At 63.2% G+C, this 21,704-nt stretch carries 21 protein-coding genes; 12 read left to right on the top strand and 9 right to left on the bottom strand.

Annotation, left to right across the window (positions count from 1 at the left end):
• Positions 1–2 precede the first annotated feature (2 nt).
• Positions 3–368, bottom strand: a complete 366-nt coding sequence (locus DQ230_RS08545; protein ID WP_113912166.1) for a dihydrodipicolinate reductase — start codon at positions 366–368, stop codon at positions 3–5.
• Between the two features lie 97 nt (positions 369–465).
• Between DQ230_RS08545 and DQ230_RS08540 the strand changes: the two genes are divergently transcribed.
• On the top strand, positions 466–1,608 hold the full coding sequence (locus DQ230_RS08540; RefSeq protein ID WP_113912165.1) for an aminotransferase class I/II-fold pyridoxal phosphate-dependent enzyme: 1,143 nt from the start codon (positions 466–468) through the stop codon (positions 1,606–1,608).
• A 15-nt stretch (positions 1,609–1,623) separates the two neighbouring features.
• Here DQ230_RS08540 and DQ230_RS08535 read toward each other — a convergent pair whose 3' ends face one another.
• Together DQ230_RS08535 and dapB are read right to left on the bottom strand one after the other, a co-directional pair.
• On the bottom strand, positions 1,624–1,974 hold the full coding sequence (locus DQ230_RS08535; protein ID WP_113912164.1) for a DUF6614 family protein: 351 nt from the start codon (positions 1,972–1,974) through the stop codon (positions 1,624–1,626).
• Positions 1,975–2,075: 101 nt separating this feature from the next.
• Entirely contained in the window at positions 2,076–2,885 is an 810-nt protein-coding gene (gene dapB / locus DQ230_RS08530; protein ID WP_113912163.1) for a 4-hydroxy-tetrahydrodipicolinate reductase, read from the bottom strand.
• Positions 2,886–2,974: 89 nt separating this feature from the next.
• Here dapB and rbfA point away from each other — a divergent pair, with 89 nt between their 5' ends.
• From rbfA to pnp, 9 genes are all read left to right on the top strand, one after another.
• Entirely contained in the window at positions 2,975–3,370 is a 396-nt protein-coding gene (gene rbfA / locus DQ230_RS08525; RefSeq protein ID WP_113912162.1) for a 30S ribosome-binding factor RbfA, read from the top strand.
• Between the two features lie 19 nt (positions 3,371–3,389).
• The gene (locus DQ230_RS08520) at positions 3,390–4,112 is read left to right on the top strand and encodes a phosphodiester glycosidase family protein (RefSeq protein WP_113912161.1); all 723 of its coding nucleotides are present in this window, start codon (positions 3,390–3,392) and stop codon (positions 4,110–4,112) included.
• Positions 4,113–4,209: 97 nt separating this feature from the next.
• Positions 4,210–5,592: an MATE family efflux transporter gene (locus tag DQ230_RS08515; RefSeq protein WP_113912160.1), complete on the top strand. Its 1,383-nt coding sequence runs from the start codon at positions 4,210–4,212 to the stop codon at positions 5,590–5,592.
• 73 nt (positions 5,593–5,665) lie between these two features.
• Positions 5,666–6,577, top strand: coding sequence for a tRNA pseudouridine(55) synthase TruB (gene truB, locus DQ230_RS08510; RefSeq protein WP_113912159.1), 912 nt, complete (start codon positions 5,666–5,668; stop codon positions 6,575–6,577).
• Positions 6,574–7,095 (top strand): DUF1643 domain-containing protein, encoded by a 522-nt coding sequence (locus tag DQ230_RS08505; protein ID WP_113912158.1) that lies wholly within the window; start codon positions 6,574–6,576, stop codon positions 7,093–7,095. Before truB ends, DQ230_RS08505 begins: the two co-directional genes overlap by 4 nt.
• Before the next feature lie 74 nt (positions 7,096–7,169).
• Positions 7,170–8,342, top strand: coding sequence for a calcium-binding protein (locus tag DQ230_RS08500; protein WP_113912157.1), 1,173 nt, complete (start codon positions 7,170–7,172; stop codon positions 8,340–8,342).
• A 138-nt stretch (positions 8,343–8,480) separates the two neighbouring features.
• Entirely contained in the window at positions 8,481–8,750 is a 270-nt protein-coding gene (rpsO, locus tag DQ230_RS08495; protein ID WP_113912156.1) for a 30S ribosomal protein S15, read from the top strand.
• A gap of 293 nt (positions 8,751–9,043) precedes the next feature.
• Positions 9,044–9,619, top strand: a complete 576-nt coding sequence (locus DQ230_RS08490) for an HNH endonuclease (protein WP_113912214.1) — start codon at positions 9,044–9,046, stop codon at positions 9,617–9,619.
• 293 nt (positions 9,620–9,912) lie between these two features.
• Positions 9,913–12,054 (top strand): polyribonucleotide nucleotidyltransferase, encoded by a 2,142-nt coding sequence (gene pnp / locus DQ230_RS08485; protein ID WP_113912155.1) that lies wholly within the window; start codon positions 9,913–9,915, stop codon positions 12,052–12,054.
• Between the two features lie 85 nt (positions 12,055–12,139).
• Here the strand turns inward: pnp and DQ230_RS08480 are convergent, their stop codons facing one another.
• Together DQ230_RS08480 and DQ230_RS08475 are read right to left on the bottom strand one after the other, a co-directional pair.
• Positions 12,140–12,772, bottom strand: a complete 633-nt coding sequence (locus DQ230_RS08480; protein ID WP_113912154.1) for a DUF998 domain-containing protein — start codon at positions 12,770–12,772, stop codon at positions 12,140–12,142.
• A 45-nt stretch (positions 12,773–12,817) separates the two neighbouring features.
• The gene (locus DQ230_RS08475) at positions 12,818–13,276 is read right to left on the bottom strand and encodes an Lrp/AsnC family transcriptional regulator (RefSeq protein WP_113912153.1); all 459 of its coding nucleotides are present in this window, start codon (positions 13,274–13,276) and stop codon (positions 12,818–12,820) included.
• A gap of 133 nt (positions 13,277–13,409) precedes the next feature.
• Between DQ230_RS08475 and ald the strand changes: the two genes are divergently transcribed.
• Both ald and aroC read left to right on the top strand, forming a co-directional pair.
• Positions 13,410–14,522: an alanine dehydrogenase gene (gene ald, locus DQ230_RS08470; RefSeq protein WP_113912152.1), complete on the top strand. Its 1,113-nt coding sequence runs from the start codon at positions 13,410–13,412 to the stop codon at positions 14,520–14,522.
• An 80-nt stretch (positions 14,523–14,602) separates the two neighbouring features.
• Positions 14,603–15,709 (top strand): chorismate synthase, encoded by a 1,107-nt coding sequence (gene aroC, locus DQ230_RS08465; protein ID WP_113912151.1) that lies wholly within the window; start codon positions 14,603–14,605, stop codon positions 15,707–15,709.
• 57 nt (positions 15,710–15,766) lie between these two features.
• Here aroC and DQ230_RS08460 read toward each other — a convergent pair whose 3' ends face one another.
• The 4 genes from DQ230_RS08460 to DQ230_RS08445 are packed head-to-tail and all read right to left on the bottom strand — an operon-like array spanning position 15,767 to position 21,668.
• Positions 15,767–17,359: a thiamine pyrophosphate-binding protein gene (locus DQ230_RS08460; RefSeq protein ID WP_238987466.1), complete on the bottom strand. Its 1,593-nt coding sequence runs from the start codon at positions 17,357–17,359 to the stop codon at positions 15,767–15,769.
• Positions 17,359–18,807, bottom strand: coding sequence for a TrkH family potassium uptake protein (locus DQ230_RS08455; protein WP_113912150.1), 1,449 nt, complete (start codon positions 18,805–18,807; stop codon positions 17,359–17,361). The genes DQ230_RS08460 and DQ230_RS08455 overlap by 1 nt, the downstream gene beginning before the upstream one ends.
• 48 nt (positions 18,808–18,855) lie before the next feature.
• The gene (gene cueR, locus DQ230_RS08450) at positions 18,856–19,239 is read right to left on the bottom strand and encodes a Cu(I)-responsive transcriptional regulator (protein WP_113912149.1); all 384 of its coding nucleotides are present in this window, start codon (positions 19,237–19,239) and stop codon (positions 18,856–18,858) included.
• Positions 19,236–21,668, bottom strand: a complete 2,433-nt coding sequence (locus DQ230_RS08445; RefSeq protein WP_113912148.1) for a heavy metal translocating P-type ATPase — start codon at positions 21,666–21,668, stop codon at positions 19,236–19,238. The genes cueR and DQ230_RS08445 overlap by 4 nt, the downstream gene beginning before the upstream one ends.
• Between the last annotated feature and the right edge of the window lie 36 nt (positions 21,669–21,704).

The following is a 21,704-nucleotide window of genomic DNA, read 5'->3' as shown; positions in this document are numbered from 1 at the left end:
CCCTATCGCAAGGTCAGATCAGCGAAATCACCTGCGCCTTGGTCCGAAATGAACCGGATCGTATTGCCGCTGATGCGCACGGTCTGGCAATTTTGACCAAGGTTGTCATCGCCCCAGTACAGATCGCGGCAGAAGTAAGTTCCGCTCCATTGCCACGCGCCGGTGACCGGATAGCCGAAAGCGCGGCCGGTAATCTGGCCCGCCGGGGACACGTCCACGTTGATGCCAAACCGGGTCAGGTCGCGCCCCTCGATGATCTGCACGAACTGCGCGCGGCTCTGGACGGTGACAAAATCATCCGACAGGGCGGGTACGGCGCTGGAAGCGGTCAAAAGAATGGCGCAGGTCAGTGCCCTGACGTTGTGCATGACTTTTCTTCTCCGGTGTGATTTGCCTGTGGATCAACAGCATTACGACGTGCGCCGCCATGCGGATCATTCGGCGCCGCACCGCAGGAGGCAGGACATGACGCAGCTCCCCGATTTTCGGCTGGAAACCCACTTTGCCAAGTGGGAGTTCAGCGCGCGCCATCACATGACAGCCTCGGACGCCGAGGCGATGTCACTGGCGGATCTGCTGGATCTGGCCACGCCCGATGACCGTGATGCGTTTCAGAATATGTGGCTGGGCTATACCGAGACATGGGGCGCGCCTGCGCTGCGTGCGGAAATCGCGCGTATTTATGCGGCGCGCAGCGCTGATGACATCCTGTGCTTTGCCGGGGCGAGCGAGGGAATCTTTGCCGCCAATTCCGTGCTGCTGGCGCCGGGCGATCACGCCATTGTCGTGACGCCGAATTACCAGTCGCACGAAACCCTGCCCAGCATGATCTGCGAGGCGACGGGCGTGCCGCTGGACCCCGAAGATGGCTGGTCACTGGACATAGACCGGATCAAGGGGGCTATCCGCCCCAATACAAGGCTGGTCACGATCAACTTTCCGCACAATCCAACCGGCGCCATTCTGCCGCTGGACCGCTATCGCGCGCTGATTGACCTGTGCCGCCAGCACGGCATCTGGATCCTGCATGACGAGATTTTTCATGGGCTGGGGCCTGCCGGCGCGCAGCATCTGCCATTTGTGGCCGACGGGTACGAGCGCGGTCTGTCGCTGGGGGTAATGTCCAAATCCTACGGGTTGCCAGGGCTGCGCATTGGCTGGATCGCGTGCCAGGATCGCGATGTGCTGAGCCGGATGGAACGGATGAAGCATTACCTGTCGATCTGCAATTCCGGCCCGTCGGAACATCTGGCGCGCATCGCCCTGAAGGCGCGCGATAAGATACTGGCACGTAATAATGCCATCGTCGATGAGAACCTGCCGAAATGGGATGCGTTCTTTGCCCGGTATCCGGACTTGTTTGACTGGACCCGTCCCGACGGGTCGTGCATGGGCTATCCGCGCTACAAGGGCGCCGAAGGCGTGGACGAATTCGCCCGCAGACTGGTCGAGGAGGCGGGCGTTCTGGTGTTGCCCAGCACGATCTACCGCTCGGATCTGGGGCCGACGCCGACGGACAGGTTCCGCATCGGCTTTGGCAGGACCGGGCTGGATGCGGGGCTGGCCGCGCTGGAGGCGTATTTGGCGCAGCAAAAGCCGCACCGCTGACACCGGCGCGCGGCATCAGATCAGCGCCATGCGTTCGGCCCTTTCAGGGTCCGGAAACGGACGGTACAGCGCGGTATCGACCGTGCCCACCATCTGGTGAACGGTGGTATAGAGCCGCTCCACCTCTGCGTTGGCGCAGCCGGTGAAACGGAACGCCTGATCCAGTTGGGCCAGGTTCTGCACCTCGATCTCAAGCAGGAAATCACGGGCCTGCGGCGCGCCAAATCCCAGCTTGCGCCGGCACAGACGCCAGGACTGAATGACGCCTTCGCCCTGCAAATGGGTCATCCACGTCTCGACCGCGACGGCAAATGCCAGCGCCTTGGCGTCGTCGCGCAGATCAATCGCGCAATGGTATAGATTCATGACCGTCCCCTGACACATTGACAGGGGTCACAGTTGCACCTGAAAGCTACCAAAGCCTTAAAACAGGCAGAAAAAACCACGCAAACTGCGAAAAATGCGCGCTATCCCAGCCCCAGCACATCCAGCATGTCATACGCGCCCGGATCGCGCCCCTGTCCCCACAGCGCCGCCTTCAGCGCGCCGCGGGCAAAAACAGCGCGGTCCGTGGCGATATGGCGCAGCACGATCCGCTCGCCCGCGGCGGCAAAGATCACGTCATGTTCGCCCACGATATCGCCGCCGCGAATGGCGGAAAACCCGATATGGCCCCGCTCGCGCGGGCCGGTGATGCCGTCGCGGGCGCGGTCCGACACGCGGTCAAGCGCCACGCCGCGCCCGGTTGCCGCCGCCTCGCCCAGCATGAGGGCGGTGCCGGAGGGGGCATCGACCTTTTGGTTGTGATGCGCCTCGATGATTTCGATGTCGAAATCCTCATCCAGCGCACGGGCCACTTTTTCCGTCAGCATTGTCAGCAGGTTGACCCCCAGGCTCATGTTGCCTGCACGCACCTGCACCGAATGGCGCGCAGCGGGAATCAGCGCCTCCAGCTCGGCGTCGGAAAATCCTGTCGTGCCGATGACATGCACCGCGCGCGCCTGCGCGGCCAGTTTGGCAAAGGCCAGCGTGGCGGCGGGGGCGGTAAAGTCGATGATTGCCTGCGCGGGGGCGAACGCCTCCAGCGGGTCATCCGTTACGATCACACCCAAGGGCGCGCCGCCCATGACGCTGCCCACGTCCTGCCCGATCCATGCGTGGCCGGGCCGTTCGACCGCGCCGACCAGATGCGCACGTCCGCTATCGCAGATCGTCTGGATCAGCATCCGGCCCATCCGGCCCGATGCGCCTGTTACTGCAATGCCCGGTTCTGCCATGCTGCCCGCCCTTCGCGTTTTCATCACGGTGTTGATAGCGCGGGCATCATCGCTTGGCAAAGGGCGGCGGAGGGACTAAATGCATCATTATGGCAAAGAACAAGTTTTCCGAGGGCGCAGGCCCCACGCAACGGCAGCTTCAGGTGGGCGAGAATGTCCGCCGTACGCTGGCGGACGTGCTGATGCGCGGCGATATCCACGATGCGGACCTTGCCCGCATGTCCGTGACGGTGGGCGAGGTGCGCATGTCGCCCGACCTCAAGATTGCCACTGCCTACGTGATGCCGCTGGGCGGCAAGGGCCAGGACGAGCTGATTGCCCTGCTGGCAACCAACAAAAGCGAGCTGCGCCGCGCGGTGTCAAAGAAACTGGGGCTGAAATATGCGCCTGACCTGCGGTTCCGGCTGGACACCACGTTTGACCAGATGGACGAAACGCGCCGCCTGTTTGCGCAGAACGAAGTGCAGCGTGACCTTGAGGATTAGGGCGCTGATCGGGGCCGCGATGGCCCTGATGATGCCCGCACTGGCCACGGCGGCGGACTGCCGCGACGAGGCGTTCGAGGGCGCGCGGTATTCCATCTGCGAGGTTGACATAGCGTCGGCCGATTTGCGGGTTTTCCTGAATGATCCCGCGTCCGGGGGCAATTTGGGCAGTTTCAGCGCGGTCAATGCGCTGCTGGCCAAGGATGGCCAGGAGCTGGACTTTGCCATGAACGCGGGCATGTATCATTCGGACCGGCGGCCCGTTGGTCTATATATCGAGGACCGGCAGGAGGTGGCCGGCATCGTCACGCAAAAGGGACCGGGGAACTTTGGCCTGCTGCCCAATGGCGTGCTGTGCATCCGCGAGGGCCGCGCCGATGTGATTGAAACGCTGCGCTACGCGGCAGAGCCGCCCGCGTGCCGCTACGCGACGCAATCGGGCCCGATGCTGGTGATCGACGGCGCATTGCACCCGCGGTTCCTGATCGACAGCGACAGCCGGTATATCCGCAACGGCGTGGGCACATCGCAGGATGGCACCCGCGCGGTTTTCGCCATTTCAGCCGATGCGGTGAATTTTCACACCTTCGGGCGCCTGTTCCGCGATCATCTGGGCCTGCCGCAGGCGCTGTATTTCGATGGGAATATCTCGCGGCTTTATGCGCCTGAACTGGGGCGCAGCGATATCGGGTTTCCCATGGGTCCGATCATCGGCAGCGTGGTTCCGGCACCGCAGGACTGACGCGGCTCTGGGATTTTCCGCCAATCGCCTTAGGTCTGCACGGGGCGCGCCCCTGCCGGGCGCGGTTGTGAGCTGAACTGCCAAGGGGATTGCCACGATGGCTGCGCGGAAAACGCTGAATGACGGGCCTGTTGGCCGCGCGCTGTGGTCTGTCAGCGCGCCGATGACAGTCGGCATCCTGGGGGTGCTGAGCGTGGGCCTGGCCGATGCGTTTTTTCTGGCGCGGGATGGGGCGGTGTCGCTGGCGGCGATTGGCTTTGCCTTTCCGGTGATGACGGCGCTGACATCGCTGTCCATCGGGCTGTCGGCGGGGACAAACACCGTGATCAGTCAGGCGATTGGCCGGGGCGAGGACGAGGATCAGCGCCGCCGCATGACATTGCACGCCATGACGCTGGCGCTGGCGCTGTCCTGTGCGCTGGCGGTGGTGATCTGGCTGGTGGCGCCGTATCTATTTGCCGCCATGGGGGCGGAGGGCGAGGTGCTGGCCGCGATCCTTGGCTATATGCGGTTCTGGTGCCTCAGCTTTCCGTTTCTGGTGACCAGCATGGCGCTGAATGCGGTGTTTCGCGCCAGTGGGCGCAGCGGTGTGGCGGCCACGGCCATGCTGCTTCAGGCGCTGCTGAATATCGGGCTGGACCCGGTGCTGATCTTCGGGCTGGGTCCCTTTCCGGCGATGAGCATGGACGGCGCGGGCGTCGCCACGCTGACCGCGCGCATATGTTCGGCCACGGGGCTGATCGTGTTCGCGTCCTATGGCGGCGTGCTGCAACTGAAGGCGGCGCCGTGGCTGCGGGCGCGCGACTCCATGCGCCGCATCATCCGCGTGGGCGCGCCTGCGGCGATGTCGAACGCGATCAATCCGCTGGGCATGGCGATTGTGACCGGCTTCGTGGCCAGCATCGGCGACACGGCCGTTGCCGGCTTTGGCGCGGCGACGCGGGTGCAGGGTGTGCTGGTGGTGCCGATGCTCGCGCTGTCCTCGGGGATCGGGCCGGTGGTGGGGCAGGCATGGGGCGCGGGGGATCATGCCCGCGCGCGGGCGGGGTTGCGCCTGACGCATCTGTCGGTGGCGGCCATCGGCATTACCGTGGCGGTATTCCTGGCGCTGTTTGCCGGGCCGGTCGCGGCGCTGATGACCTCGGGCAGCGAGGCGCAGGAATTCACCGCCAGCTATCTGCGCATCGCCAGCTGGGGCTATCTGGGCTTTGGCATCCTGATCACCTCGAACGCGGCGATGAATGCGCGCGACCGCGCGTTGTGGTCAATGAGCCTGAGCGGCCTGCGTATCTTTGCGCTCTATGTCCCGTTGACGTGGCTGGGCGTACAGGTGGCCGGGTTCGAGGGGATGATCATTGCCGCGCTCACCGCCAATCTGGTCAGCGCCTGGCTGGCGCTGATCGCCGTGCGGTCCGTCGGGCTGGGTACGCTGGGCGGGGCGTCGGTGCGGGTGCCGTCACAGTGGCTGACGCGCGGTTGACAAAAGGCGCGCGCGATTGACAGGCGCAGGCCCTTGGGCTAGCCCCCGCAGCCTAATGCAAGGGGGCAGATCAATGGCACGCAAGCGCAAGGGCCGCGATATATCCGGGTGGCTGGTGGTGGACAAACCTGCCGGAATCACCTCCACCTCGGTCGTGAACAAGGTGCGCTGGGCGCTTCAGGCGAAAAAGGCGGGCCACGCCGGCACGCTGGACCCCGAGGCGACCGGCGTTCTGGCCGTCGCGCTGGGCGAGGCGACGAAAACGGTGCCCTACATCACCGACGCGCTGAAAGCCTACAAGTTCGAGGTGCGGTTCGGCGCCGCCACCAATACCGACGACGCCGAGGGCGAGGTGATCGCCACCAGCGATATCCGCCCCACCGACGCCGACATCAAAGAGGCGCTACAGGGCTTTGTCGGCGACATCATGCAGGTGCCGCCGAAGTTTTCGGCAGTCAAGATCGACGGCGAGCGCGCCTATAAACTGGCCCGCGACGGCGAGGATGTCACGCTGGCCGCCCGTCCGCTATGGGTGGATGAACTGCTGCTGGCAGACCGCCCCGATGCGGACCGCGCGGTGCTGGAAATGGTCTGCGGCAAGGGCGGCTATGTGCGCGCCATTGCGCGTGACCTGGGTGATACGCTGGGCTGCAAGGGGCATGTGACATGGCTGCGCCGGGTCTGGTCCGGCCCGTTCGAGGCCGAAGACGGCCTGACGCTGGACCAGATCGACGAGATGGCCCATGACCCCGCCCTTGATGCGCATATCCTGCCGCTTGAGGCCGGACTGACCGACCTGCCCGAGCTGCGCTGCACCCCCGAAGGCGCGGCCAAGCTGCGCAATGGCAACCCCGGCATGGTCTATCCGGGCGATGCCGAATATGGCGACGAATGCTGGGGCTCGCTGGACGGGCGCGCGATCGCTGTCGGCATCTACAAGGCGGGCGAATTGCACCCGTCCCGCGTGTTCGTGGACCCCGAGTGATCACGCGCAGCCATCAAAAGGGCGACGCGGCATCCACCGCGATTTATTCGGATTGCGAGCGCTACCGCTATGCGCTGACCCGTATCTGGGACGCAGCTGGCAAACGTGCGCATTTCATCATGCTGAACCCGTCGACCGCGACAGAATACCAGAACGATCCCACGGTCGAGCGGTGCGAGCGTCGCGCGCGCGCGCTGGGGTTCGGTGCGTTTCGCGTCACGAATATCTTTGCCTGGCGCGACACCGATCCGCGTGCGATGCGGGCCGCCGCCGATCCGGTTGGCCCCGCCAATGACGCCGCTATTCTGGAAGGCTGCGACTGGGCCGATACCATCGTCGCGGCGTGGGGCACGCATGGCGCGCATCTGGGCCGGGGTGCGGCGGTCGCGGCGCTGCTGGCCGCCACGGGACGCGCGGTGCATCATCTGGGCCTGACCAAGGATGGCCACCCGCGCCACCCGCTATATGTGGCCTATGCGCGCCAGCCGGACCTGTGGGAAACCTTGCCCGAGCGTTAACCACTGAATCGGGAAACGCTGTGAAACGGGGCCTGATTGGCGCAATATAGACCCGTGAGAATGGGATTGGTGACATGCTTTTGCTAGCTGGACTTATGGGGATGATGGCGCTTGGCGCGACCGCCTTTGTCGGGATGGGCGAAGAAGATCAGGATGAGGTGGCCGCACAGGACGCCTCCGATCAGGAGGCGGACGGCGCGGACGTCGATAGCGCAGAGCCGTCCGGCGACGGGACCAGTATTCTGGATTTCATGGGTCAAAGTGCGGATGCAGCCGCGCCGGGCATCCCGCTCAGCAGTGCCGCCACGTCGGATGCTGCTGCCGCTGACGGCGGGCCTGAAACGGATGCGCTGCCTGAGCTGCCGGAGAACGTTGTTCCCGACGCGCAGGTCGCGGGCGGTGCCGCGCAAGACGATGATACCGCCGAGCGGGTCGTGTCGGGCACACCGGACGCTGATCAGATGGCCGGCTCGGACTTGGTCGATATCGCCAACGGATACGAGGGCGATGATGCAATGTCCGGCGCTGCGGGCGATGACGCGCTTTGGGGCGGTTCGGGCGCTGATACGCTGGCCGGAGATGACGGCAACGACACGCTTCACGGCGGCGCAGATGCGGATGTCATCCAAGGCGGGGATGGCGATGACCGCATGTTCGGCCATGGCGATGATGACACCCTGCACGGCGGATCTGGCGATGACAGTCTGGTCGGCAGCGAAGGCAATGACGGCCTGCACGGCGGCGCTGGCGATGATGCGCTGCATGGCGGTCTGGGCAACGATGCGCTGCGCGGCGGGGCGGGGCATGACACTCTGTTCGGGGGCTGGGGCGATGACACGCTGTCGGGATTTGAGGATGATCCCGACACCGAAGGCTGGAACGACACCGATGTAAGCGATTACCTCAACGGCGGCGGCGGCGATGATGTGATCACCGCAGGCGCAGGTGATATCGTCACCGGAGGCGCAGGCGCCGATACGGTCCTGCTGGGCGAATGGCTAAGCGCGGATCATCAGGCGCAGATCCTCGATTTTGAACCGGATGAGGACACGCTGATGGTGGTGTTCAATGACCTGGAGGACGATGCGCCTGACGTGGATCTGGCGCCGGATCCGGAGGATGAAGGCATCCGGCACATCACGCTGAACGGTGTGCCGATTGCGGCGGTAAACAATGCGCCGGGGCTGAACGCGGGCCATATCACGCTGATCGGGTCCAGTCTGCTGCCAGCGGGCGCAATGCTGTAACGCAGCCCTTTTCAAACATCGCAAACTGGCCTATACGCCGCCGATGCGCCGGATTTTTCGGGTGCAGATTCTCTATATGGACCTTGCTGGACGACATCCCGGCTTGCGCCCGCCACCCTTGATACGAAGGAGACACCGATGTCGATCACCGTCGAAGAAAAGCACCGCCTGATGAAGGAATTCGCAACCAAGGAAGGCGACACCGGCTCGCCCGAAGTTCAGGTTGCCATTCTCACCTCGCGGATCACCACCCTGACCGAGCATTTCAAGACCCACAAGAAGGACAACCACGGCCGCCGTGGCCTTCTGAAAATGGTCGCCCTGCGCCGCAAACTGCTGGACTACACCAAGTCCAAGGACGAGGCCCGCTATCAGGACCTGATCCAGCGTCTGGGCATCCGCCGCTAAGTCAGCCCGGCACCAGATTTTGAAACGATTTACGAATGCCCGCCTGTCACAGGCGGGCATTTTGCTTTGCCTTGGCTGAGCGCGAGAAATCAAATGATTTGGCGCTTTTTCTAGTGTAATGGACTAATGGCATCAGGCGGTTAGAGGCCCACACTCTGATTATGCTTACAAAAGGCGTTGGTTTCTGAAGGGCCTACATGGCCTAATGGTTTTACATATTAAGAGTTTTCACTATATCTAAGGTTGCAAGTTGGGGCTGGGATGTCCCTAAGAGGCGAAGAAAATTGCATACGGTGGAAGATTATATCTTCTGGTCCTACTCGGTTCTGACGGTGACGCGGGTGATGATGGAGTGTGAAAAAGCTGGGCGGAATCACCCCTACTCTGGAGGAAGAACTAAAGCCTCAAACATCGTGATGTCAAAATATCAAAATAAAATATTTAATATCAGTAATTTAGATCGTGATGATGCTTTGGCGCAGATGGCTGCTCCGATATGCGCTCATTGTGGTGACACAGCATCCGCATATCAATTGGATCACCTAATTCCGCGAAGCAAAATTAAGAATGATTATATAGGTTTAAATCAGGTCATTTCATGTTCGCGCTGCAATGCCAGTCGCGGCAATAAAGACCTGATGGAGTGGTATCGTCAGAATATGAGCTTTCCAAGCCTGGGCGTTTTACGCAGGTATTTAAAGCTGTGTTATTTTTATGCGAAGCAACGTGGATACCTAAATCTACCAGTTGAAGAAGCTTTGCTAAGCGGTATTCCTTTTGATCCAAGGAAATTTCCAGAAAAATTTCCACCCGTTAAGGTGTTAATATGGGATTACGCTTATCTTGGGGCGCAAAGTAGGGGGCCGTAACTGAGCGTATTTCATAGACCTTCATTTTTGACACTTCCGCAAACCATCCGATTGACGGCGCCACAAGCCCCGTTCAAAACCTAAGCAGTTGTTGAAGGCTTGTGGACCCACAGCAAAGGGCCCGCAGTCCCTTTCAAAACCCATCCGATTCCTGTATGGCCCGCCCATCTGAGACTGCGTGCCATGTCCCCGGCACCTGGAAAGCATGATGATTGGGGTCGGCGGCAATGGGGCCGCCAGTGTAACGGAGGGCCGGACAGGGGTCTGGTGTGCCTCCAGATAGGAAACGATAGATGTTCAACGAAGTGAAAAAATCGATCCAGTGGGGCGAAGAGACGCTGACACTGGAAACGGGCAAGGTTGCCCGTCAGGCCGACGGCTCGGTCATCGCCACTTTGGGCGAGACCAGCGTCATGGCCAACGTGACATTCGCCAAAGCGCCTAAGCCGGGAATGGATTTCTTCCCGCTGACGGTGCATTACCAAGAGAAATATTATGCGGCCGGCAAAGTGCCCGGCGGCTTTTTCAAGCGCGAGGCGCGCCCGTCGGAAAAAGAGACGCTGACCGCCCGCCTGATCGACCGCCCGATCCGCCCGCTGTTTGTCCCCGGTTTCAAGAACGAAACGCTGGTGATGTGCACGGTCCTGTCGCACGATCTGGTTAACGACCCCGACATGGTGGCAATGATCGCCGCCTCGGCCGCGTTGACGATTTCGGGCGCGCCGTTCCGTGGCCCGATTGCCGCCTGCCGCGTCGGATATGAGGGTGGCGACTACATCCTGAACCCGACCGTCGATGACATGCACGACCTGAAGAACAACCCCGATCAGCGGCTTGATCTGGTTGTCGCCGGCACCAAGGACGCCGTGATGATGGTCGAATCCGAAGCTTACGAGCTGAGCGAGGATGAGATGCTGGGCGCGGTGACATTCGCGCATGAGCAGATCCAGCCGGTGATCGACCTGATCATCGAACTGGCCGAAGCCTCCGCGAAAGAGCCGTTCGACTTCCAGCCTGACGATTATTCGGACCTTTACGCCGCTGTCAAAGCCGCGGGCGAGGACCAGATTCGCGCCGCCTATGCGATCACCGACAAGCAGGAGCGCACCAGCGCGGTTTCCGCCGCCAAGGATGCGATCCGCGACACGCTGACCGAAGAGCAGCAGGAAGATCCGAACCTGAGCGCCGCCCTGAAAAAGCTGGAAGCCGCCGTTCTGCGCGGCGATGTGGTGAAAACCGGCAAGCGGATCGATGGCCGCGCGCTGGATACCGTGCGCCCGATCGTCAGCCAGACCGGTCTTCTGCCCCGGACCCACGGTTCGGCGCTGTTCACACGCGGCGAAACCCAAGGTTTGGTTGTCACCACGCTGGGCACCGGCGATGATGAGCAATTCGTCGATGCGCTCTATGGCAACTTCAAATCCAACTTCCTGCTGCATTACAACTTCCCTCCCTATTCGGTTGGCGAAGCTGGGCGCGTTGGCCCTCCCGGTCGCCGCGAAATCGGCCATGGCAAGCTGGCATGGCGCGCATTGCAGGCGGTTCTGCCTGCGGCGACGGATTTCCCCTACACGATCCGCGTTGTGTCCGAGATCACTGAATCCAACGGCTCCTCCTCGATGGCGTCGGTCTGCGGCGGGTCGCTGTCGATGATGGATGCAGGCGTTCCGCTGAAGGCGGCTGTGGCGGGCGTTGCCATGGGCCTGATCATGGAAGAGAATGGCGAATATGCCGTTCTGACCGATATCCTCGGCGACGAGGATCACCTCGGCGACATGGATTTCAAAGTGGCCGGCACGGAAAAGGGCATCACCTCCCTTCAGATGGACATCAAGATCGCAGGCATCACGCCCGAGATCATGAAGAAGGCGCTTGCACAGGCCAAGGACGGACGGATTCACATCCTGAACGAGATGGCCAAGGCGCTGACCGGCGCGCAGGAATTCAGCGTCCACGCGCCCCGTATCGAGACGATGCAGATCCCCACGGACAAAATCCGCGAGGTCATCGGATCGGGCGGCAAGGTCATCCGCGAGATCGTCGAAGTGTCGGGTGCCAAGGTCGATATCAACGACGAAGGCGTGATCAAGATCGCATCGCCCAACGGCGAGGCCATCAAGAAGGCCTATGACATGATCTGGTCGATCGTGGCCGAGCCCGAAGAAGGTCAGGTTTACGACGGCAAGGTCGTCAAGATCGTCGATTTCGGCGCCTTCGTGAACTTCTTTGGCAAGCGTGACGGGCTGGTGCATGTCAGCCAGATCGAAAACCGCCGCCTGAACCATCCGTCCGATGTGCTGAAAGAAGGCCAGGACGTGAAGGTCAAGCTGCTGGGCTTTGACGATCGCGGCAAGGTGCGCCTGTCGATGAAGGTCGTCAATCAGGAAACCGGCGAAGAAATGAAGCCGGAAGCGGCTGAAAAAGCCGACGACTGATACGCGTCATTTTCCAGAGACAAGGCCCCGGTGGAAACGCCGGGGCCTTTTTCATGGGCGGTATGCGCCCGAATTGGCGGGCTGATTAACGCTGTATCTGGCCGCGCTTGATAAACAGCCTTGCCATGGTCAGCACCAGCGCAAAGGATACAAGCCCCAGATAACGTTCGTAAATGCCGTCGATACTGTCCGGCAGAAAAAAGAAAACCGGCGCCGAGACAGCCCAGACAATAGCGATCCCGATCAGGATACGGTGATAGTGCCAGCCTGCACGATGCGCGCCTTGCGCCATCAATGCCGGAATCGCCGTCATCAGCGCGCCGATGGCATAGACCAGATAAATGTGAATGACGAAGCCCTCATTATCACTGTCGCCATATTCGTTGCGCGCCCCGATCAGGAACACGATCAGCCCCATAAGCGCCAGACCCAGCACCCCGAGGCTCCATTTCCAATCCCCCAGATGGATATGCGCCGCCAGCAGCGCGATTGAGATCAGCGCGGCAGAAAAGGCGTAGATGCCGATGTCGACGATATATTCGTAGCGCCCCGCGCCCAGATCGCTGATCGTGTCGGCGATCCAGTCGTGATCGGGCACGACGACATCGGCAATCAGGATCGACAGCGCAAAAATGATGCACCCCGCCACGGAATACCATCCCAGCGCAAGCATGAGCATGGGCTGTTCCTGGGTCTTGGGGGCGGCTGTGCGGCTCATCTGGTGATCTCCTTGGGTTGGATCGGTCGGCTGGACAGGCTCCGATCACACCGGCAGCGCGGTTGTCATGCAAACGGTGCGCAGGGCAAAACTGCTTTGCATCTTGGCGACGCCGGGCAGGCGGGTCAGGTATTGGCGGTGGATGCGGGCGAAATCGTCGGTGTCCTCGGCCACGATTTTCAGGATGTAGTCCGCCGTGCCTGCGGTCAGGTGACATTCCAGCACATCGGGCACCCGCGCGACAGCTTTTTCGAACGCGTTCAGCACATCGTCGGCTTGGGTCGATAGGGTGATTTCCACGAACACGGTGGTTGGCACGCCCATCTTGCGCGGGTCCAGCAGCGCGACGTACCCTGCGATAAATCCGTCAGCTTCCAGCCGCTGCACGCGGCGATGACAGGCGCTGGCCGACAGATTCACCTTTTCCGCGAGATCGGAATTGGAGATCCGACCGCTTTTTTGCAGGACGGCCAACAGGCGGCGATCTATGGAATCAAGGGACATTATTGCAAATACTCCAGGGCTCGTGGCAGCATATCGAAGATCGTTGCGGCAAAAACGCGTTTTCCTAGGAAAATTTGTTTCCTATTAGGCAAAACGTCGGCCATACTCGAATCATATAGCAGGAGATACTCTTATGAAAATCGGATGTCCCACCGAAATCAAGGCGCAGGAATTTCGCGTTGGCGTAACGCCAAACGCCGCGATGGAGGCTGTCGCCCACGGCCATGACGTTATGATCCAGTCCGGTGCCGGGCTGGGGGCAGGTTTCACCGACGAAGATTATACCGCCGCCGGCGCGCAGATCGTCCCGGACGCGCGCGAGATCTATGACAGCGCCGACATGGTGGTAAAGGTGAAGGAGCCGCAGGAGGACGAGCGCAAGATGCTGCGCGACGGGCAGATCCTGTTTGCCTATCTGCATCTGGCGCCGGACCCGGACCAGACGCACGGCCTGCTGGAATCGGGCTGCACCGCGATTGCCTATGAAACGGTCACGGATGGCAAGGGCGGTCTGCCGCTGCTGGCGCCAATGTCCGAGGTGGCCGGGCGCCTTGCGCCGCAAACGGGGTCCTGGGCGCTGCAAAAGGCCAATGGCGGCAGCGGTGTGCTGCTGGGCGGTATTCCGGGTGTGCGGCCGGGCAATGTGGTCATTCTGGGCGGCGGCGTTGTCGGCGCGGCGGCGGCGCGTGTCGCGGTCGGGATGGGCGCGAATGTGACGGTTCTGGACCGGTCCGTGCCGCGCCTGTCATACTTGGACGATATGTTCATGGGCCGTCTGGTGACGCAGTTTTCCGACAAGGGCGCGATCGAGGCGCTGCTGCCGCGCGCCGATCTGGTTGTCGGTGCCGTGCTGCTGGCCGGTGCGGCCACGCCGAAACTGGTCAGCCGCGACCAGCTGTCGCTGTTGCAGCCCGGTTCGGTTCTGGTCGATGTGGCGATCGATCAGGGCGGCTGTTTCGAGACGTCAAAGGCCACGACGCACCAGAATCCGATCTACGAGGTGGACGGGATCGTGCATTACTGCGTGGCGAATATGCCGGGCGCCGTTGCCCGCACCTCAACCATCGGGCTGGGCAATGCCACGATGCCCCACATGCTGGCGATTGCCGACAAGGGGTGGAAACAGGCCTGCAAGGATGATCCGAACCTGCTGAACGGCGTCAATGTGTCGGGGGGCAAGCTGACCTATGCGGCGGTCGGCGAGGCGTTGAATATCGAATCGGTCAAGGCTGAAAGCCTGCTGTAAACGGTGGGGCGTGCGGCAGGCCAAAACAGCTTGAGGCACGCCCGCCGTATCGCTAGACCGGGCGCCAAAGGAGCCCTGCCATGAGCCTCAATACCTTCGGTCATCTGTTCCGCGTCACGACTTGGGGCGAAAGCCACGGTCCCGCCCTGGGAGCAACTGTCGATGGCTGCCCGCCGGGCGTGGCGGTGGATGAGGCGATGCTGCAACATTGGCTGGACAAACGGCGCCCCGGCCAGAACAAGAACATGACCCAGCGGAACGAGCCTGACGCGGTGCAGATCCTGTCGGGCGTGTTCGAGGGGCGCACGACCGGCACGTCGATACAGCTGATGATCGAAAACACCGATCAACGCAGCCGCGATTATGGCGACATTGCAAACACCTTCCGCCCCGGCCATGCCGATATCACCTATCATCAAAAATACGGGTTACGCGATTATCGCGGCGGCGGGCGTAGCTCGGCGCGTGAAACTGCCGCACGGGTTGCGGCGGGCGGCATCGCGCGTGCGGCGCTGGACCAGCTGGTGCCGGGGGTGCAGATCAAGGGCTACATGACCCGGATGGGCGCGATGGTGCTGGACCGGGCGGCGTTCGACTGGGACGCGATTGACGGCAACGATTTCTGGCTGCCCGATGACAAGGCGGCGCCCGAGTGGGAGGCTTACCTGCAAAAGCTGCGCAAGGATCACAACTCGGTCGGGGCGATCATCGAGGTGGTGGCGCGGGGCGTTCCTGCCGGACTGGGCGCGCCGATCTATGGCAAGCTGGATACCGATCTGGCGGCGGCGATGATGTCCATCAACGCGGTCAAAGGCGTCGAGATTGGCGAGGGCATGGCGGCAGCCGAGCTGATGGGCACCGACAACGCCGATGAGATCCACATGGGCGCGGATGGTCCCGAATACAGCAGCAACCACGCTGGCGGTATTCTGGGCGGCATTTCCACCGGTCAGGAAATTGTGGTGCGCTTCGCGGTCAAGCCGACGTCGTCCATTCTCAGCCCGCGCGCGTCGATCCGTATGGATGGGACGGCGACCGAAGTGGTGACAAAGGGCCGACATGATCCATGCGTCGGCATCCGTGCGGTGCCGGTGGGCGAGGCGATGATGGCCTGCGTCTTGCTGGATCATCTGTTGCTGCACCGCGGCCAGACGGGTGCCTTGGGGCCGGTCGGGCGCATCGGCTGAGCCCAAATTTCCGAACGGAAATTTGCCGGGAAAACGTGCGTTTTCCCGGCGTCTGCGTCAGTCCGCCATATCGCCGGTCATGTAGATCAGCGTCGGGCCATCGGTTTTGAATGCCTCCGTCACGGCCTTTTGCAGCTCGCCCAGCGATTTGGGCGCCGCCGATTTCGCGCCATAGGCTTCGGCCAGCGCGCAGAAATCGGGATTATGCGCGATCACCGAATTGGGCGCGATCTGCGCGCCAACCATGCTGTCCTCGATCTCTTTCAGCTTGCCGTTGTCCCAGAGCAGGATCGGCAGCGGTTGGCCCAGCTCGACCGCTGTTCCCAGCTCTTGAACGGTGTATTGGAAGCCGTAATCGCCCGCGATCACCACTGTCGGCAGGCCGGGGCGTGCAGCGGCGCCGCCGATGCCGGCGGGCAGGGCGTAGCCCAGCGTGCCAAAGCCGTAGGGGTGATGCCAGTGGCCGGGGCGGTCCATGTCCCAGAATTCCTTGCCCGCATAGGCGAACTGGGTCATGTCCGAGTAATACATCGTATCATCGGGCATCACCTCGCGCAGGGCGTCGCAGATGCGCGCAATGCCGGGGCGCTCGGAATCCGATTCCGCGCGCCAGCGTTTGCGCGCGCTGGTGATCTCGTCGGCAGTCCATGAGGTGCTGGCGCTATGGCCGTCGATGGCGGCGTTCAGCCCGGTAAAGAAATCGTTCGCGTCCATTGGCACCGCGATGCTGCCCGGCTCTTGACCCAGAACTTCGGGGTCGATGTCGACGCGGATCATCTGGCAGGTATTGCCCAGCTTGTCGCGCCACAGGTCCGTCTCGGACAGCTCGCTGCCGACCACGATCACCAGATCGGCGCCGGCGGCGACGCTCTCGGTTTCCGGTCGGCCCAGATAGCCGCCGAAATGCAGCGGGTCGTCGGCCATTGCAATGATGCCGCGCCCGGCATCGGTGGGAAAGCTGGCCGCCTTCAGCGTGACCAGCGCACGGCGCGCCTGATCGGAGGCACCCACGGCACCGCCGCCAAGGATGAACAGCGGCCGATTGGCCGCCATGATCTGGCCGGCAATCCCCTCGGGCAGGACGTGGCGCACGGGACGGACGGCAGGGGGCGCGTCGGGGGCGGCTTCGGCATTGCCTTCCAGCGCGGCGATGGGCACCTGAATATGCTTGGTGCGAGGGCGCTTGGTCTGGAATTCGGTCAATGCGCGGTCGATCAGCGTATAGGCGGCCTGGGCGGTATTCGCGGTATAGGACCAGTCGGAGACGGTGGCGCCTGCCGCCTGCTGGTCCAGCATCTGGTGCAGCTGGCCGCGCGTGGCGGCGGTATCGTCAAGGCAGGACGACAGCACCAGCACCGGCACGCTGTCGGAATAGGCCTGCCCCATCGGCGTCATGGTGTTGCACAGGCCCGGCCCGGTGATGACATAGGCCACCCCCGGCTTGCCGCTGGCGCGCGCATATCCGTCGGCCATGAAGCCGGCGCCCTGTTCATGACGGGCCAGAAAATGCCGGATGCCGGCCTCTTCAATGCCGCGATACATTTCCTGATTATGCACGCCGGGAATGCCAAAGATCGTATCGACCCCGCGCGATTTCAGCATATGCGAGATTTGGGCGCCCAGCGGGCGCATGCGGGATGTGTCAGACATCAGTTCCTCCAGAATGATACGGTGAATATGGCATAGACCACCAGCACCTCCAACCGGCCAATCAGCATCGCCGCCGACAGGATCCATTTGGCCGGGTCGCCCAGCGTTGCAAAATTGCCCGCCGGGCCGATCGTGTCGCCCAGACCGGGGCCGATATTGCCCATCGCGGTCGCGGCGCCCGATACGGCGGTGGTGAAATCCAGGCCCGTCAGCCCCAGCAGCACCGATATGATGCCCAGCGTGACGGTGAAAAAGACAAAGAACGACATGACCGAGTTCAACACATCCGCATCCACGTTGCGCCCGCCATAACGCGGCGTGAACACGCCATGCGGCGAGCGGATGCGGGCCAGTTGCACGCGGATGGATGCAAGCAGCAGTTGATAGCGGAAAATCTTGACCGAGCAGGCGGTCGAGCCGGCGCAACCGCCGATCAGCCCGGTGAAAAAGATGACCGAAACGGCGAAAGATCCCCACTGCATGTAATCGTCGCTGGCATATCCGGTGCCGGTGATGATCGAGACGATGTTAAACAGAACCTCGCGAAACGTATCCTCGGTCAGATGCTCGCGTTGCAGAAATTGCGACAGGGTCAGCACGCCGACGATGCACAGCACCGTCTTGAAAAATCCATGCACCTGCGGGTCCAGCAGCAGGGGGCGCGCGGTGCCTGCCAGCAGCTGTACATAGCGCACGAAGGGCAGCGCCGAGGCCAGCATGAACACAACGGCGACATATTCCGCCGACGGGTCCAGCGCGCCGAATGACGCGTCATAATTGGCCATGCCGCCCGTTGCCACCGTTGTCATGGCGTGTACCGTGGCGTCAAAGGCGGTCATTCCGGTGGCGACGTAGGACAGCGCGCAGGCCAGTGTCAGCGCGACATAGATCACCGATATGCGGCTGGCGATTTCGCCGGCGCGGGGCAGGATCTTGCCCATTGTATCGAACGCCTCGGCGCGGAAAATCTGCATGCCGCCGACCCGCAACTCGGGCAGGAACACCATCGCGACCACAATGATCCCCACGCCGCCCAGCCACTGCATGATGCCGCGCCACAGCAGTATCCCCTTGGGCAGGGTATCCAGCCCGGTGATCACGGTCGATCCGGTGGTCGTCAGGGCCGACATCGCCTCGAAAAACGCATCGGTGAAATCCAGCGTTGTGGCGCCCAGCATGAAGGGCAGCGCGCCGAACAGCGGCAGCACGACCCAGACCCCGGTGGTCAGCAGGAACGTCTGCCGGATGGTCAGACCCTCGCCCACGCCATTGCGGCTGGCCCCGGCGACAAGGCCGCCGATCAGAATGGTCAGGATCGAGGTTTGCGCGAACACATGCCAATGGCCGCGCGCCTGCGCGATATCCACAAGCAGCGGCAACAGCATGGCGAGACCCAGCGCCATGGTCGTAAGGCCGATCACATATCCTACCGGGCGCAGATCCAACATGGCGCAGAGCGTTGAACCGGGACTTGCCCGGTGTCAAGTCTTGGGTCGTTATCCCGACAGATCGCGCAGGATGGGGCAATCGGGCCGGTCATCGCCCGCGCAGGCATCGACCAGATGGGCCAGCGTGTCGCGCATCTGCGCCAGCGCGTCTATTTTATGCTGGATATCCTCCAGATGTTGCGCCGCGATGGCGCGCACATCGGCGCTGGCGCGGGATTTGTCATTATACAGATCCAGCAGGTCGCGGCATTCGGCAATCGAAAAGCCCAGCGCGCGGGCGCGGCCCAGAAAGGTCAGCTTGTGCACCTCCTCCTCGCTGAAGTGGCGGTATCCGTTGGCGGCGCGGGTGGGGCGGATCAGGCCGATATCCTCGTAATAGCGGATCGTCTTGGCGGGCAGGCCGGTGGCGCGGGCGACATCCTTGATGATCATGCCGCCGCCTTTGGCCTTGTCAGCCCCCTCAGGCGCAGCGCGTTGCCGACCACAAACACCGACGACAGCGCCATCGCGCCCGCCGCCAGCATCGGCGACAGCATCGTGCCGGTGAGCGGGTAGAGGATGCCCGCCGCCACCGGGATCAGCGCCGCGTTGTAGGCGAAGGCCCAGAACAGGTTTTGCCGGATATTGCGCATGGTGCCTGCGGACACGTGCCGCGCCGTGACAACGCCCAGCGGATCGCCCGACATCAGCACGATATCGGCCGATTCCATTGCCACATCGGTGCCGGTGCCCATGGCGATGCCGACATCCGCCGCCGCCAGCGCCGGCGCGTCGTTTATGCCGTCGCCGACAAAGGCAATCGCGCCGTGCTGGTCGCGCAGCGCCTCCAGCGCGTCGACCTTGCCATCGGGGCGCACGTCGGCAACCACGTGGTCGATGCCGATCTGCGCCGCGATATGGCGCGCCGCCGCTTCGCGGTCGCCTGACACCATGGCGATGCTCAGCCCGGCATCGTGCAGCGCGTCAATCGCCGCCTTGGTGCCGGGTTTGATCGCGTCCGAAACGGCCATCGCCCCGGCAAGGGTGCCATCTACGGCAATCATCACAAGGCTATGGCCGCTGGCCTGCCACGCCGCGACCTTGGGCGCGAGCGCGCTCATGTCGATGCCCGCATCGCGCAAGAGCCGGGCCGAGCCGATATGCACGTGCTGGCCCGCCACCTCCGCCGTCAGGCCATGCCCCGCCTCGGCCTGCATGTTCTGCACAGGCGGCAGGGTCAGCCCCTCGGCAGCGGCCTCGATCGCGCGGGCGATTGGGTGTTCCGACTGCGCCTCGGCCGCCGCCGCAATGGCCAGTACCTCATCGCGGTCCTGCCCATCGGCCAGCGCGATATCCACCACCTGCGGGCGCCCCTCGGTCAGGGTGCCGGTCTTGTCGAAGGCGATGACGCGCGCACCCTCCAGCCGTTGCAGCGCGTCGCCCTTGCGGAACAAAACGCCCAGTTCGGCAGCGCGCCCGGTGCCGACCATGATCGAGGTGGGCGTGGCAAGACCCATGGCGCAGGGGCAGGCGATGATCAGCACCGACACGCCGGCGACCAGCGCCATCGGCAAGGTGCCGAAGATCAGCCAGACCAGAATGGTCGCCGCCGCCACCGCCATGACCACGGGGACAAAGACGCGCACCACCTTGTCGGCGGTTGCCTGAATCGGCAGCTTGGCGCCCTGCGCCTGACTGACCATGGCGACGATACGCGCCAGAACGGTTCCTTCGCCGACCTGCGTGGCGCGGTAGATCAGCGCGCCCGCGCCGTTGGTGGTGCCGCCGATCACCGGATCGCCAGGGGCGCGGCGCACCGGCATCGGCTCGCCCGTGATCATGCTTTCGTCAATATGGCTGGTGCCGCTGGTAATTTCGCCATCCACGGCAATCCGCTCGCCGGGGCGGGCATGGATCAGGGTGCCGACGGTCAGGCTGTCAACGCTGGCCTCGCGCGTCTGGCCATCTTCCTCAATGCGCACGGTATCGGGGCGCAGGCCCATCAGCGCCTCGATCGCGGCGCCGGTGCGCCCGCGCGCGCGGGCCTCCATCCAGCGGCCCAAAAGGATGAGGGTGACGATCACCGCCGCCGCCTCGAAATAGACGGCGCGCGCGCCGCCGGGCAGCAGGCCGGGCGCGAACAGCGCCACGGTGGAATAGCCCCAGGCCGCCAAAGTGCCCAGCGCGACAAGGCTGTTCATCTCGGGCGCGCCGCGCAGGAGGGCGGGGATGCCGATGCGGTAGAACTGCCTGCCCGGCCAGATCAGCACCAGCGTCGTCAGCACGAACTGGATCAGCCACGCGGCCTGCATGCCGATGCTTTGGTCAATGGCGCGGTGCATGGCAGGAAAGACGTGTCCGCCCATTTCCATGATGAACACCGGCAGCGTCAGCGCCCCGGCGATCAGGGTCACGCGCAGGGCATCGCGCGCCTCTTCCTCGTTCTGCGCCGATGGGTCGCCGGCGTCCGTCTGCACCTCGGCGGGATAGCCTGCCTTTGTGACCACTTCGGCCAGCGCCTGCGGCGTGGTTGTGCCGTCCAGATATGTGACTTGCGCCGACCGCGTCGCCAGATTGGCCGACGCCTGCGTGACGCCGGGAACGGCCTGTAGCGCCGCCTCGATGCGCCCGACACAGGATGCGCAATGCATGGTGGGTGTGCTTAGCCGCGCCTCGGCCTCATGCGCGGGATATCCTGCGCCTTGTGCCGCCTTTGCCACGTCGGCAAGCGTTGCCTCCCCCAGTTCGACCTGCGCGCTGCGCGTTGCCAGATTGACCGACGCGCTGGCAATGCCCGGCACCGCCGCAATCGCCCGCTCGGCCCGTCCGGTGCATCCCGCGCAGGTCATCCCGTCCAGTCGAATCGAATATGTGCGTGCCATGGCCCCGCCCCTTTTTATGCTGTTAGTCAGCACATA

It is taken from the genome of Roseovarius dicentrarchi (assembly GCF_003316635.1).
In the GTDB taxonomy this organism is placed as follows: Bacteria; Pseudomonadota; Alphaproteobacteria; order Rhodobacterales; family Rhodobacteraceae; genus Roseovarius; species Roseovarius dicentrarchi.
The sequence above is the reverse complement of the archived record's forward strand: the minus strand, read 5'-3'. Positions and strand labels throughout refer to the sequence as shown.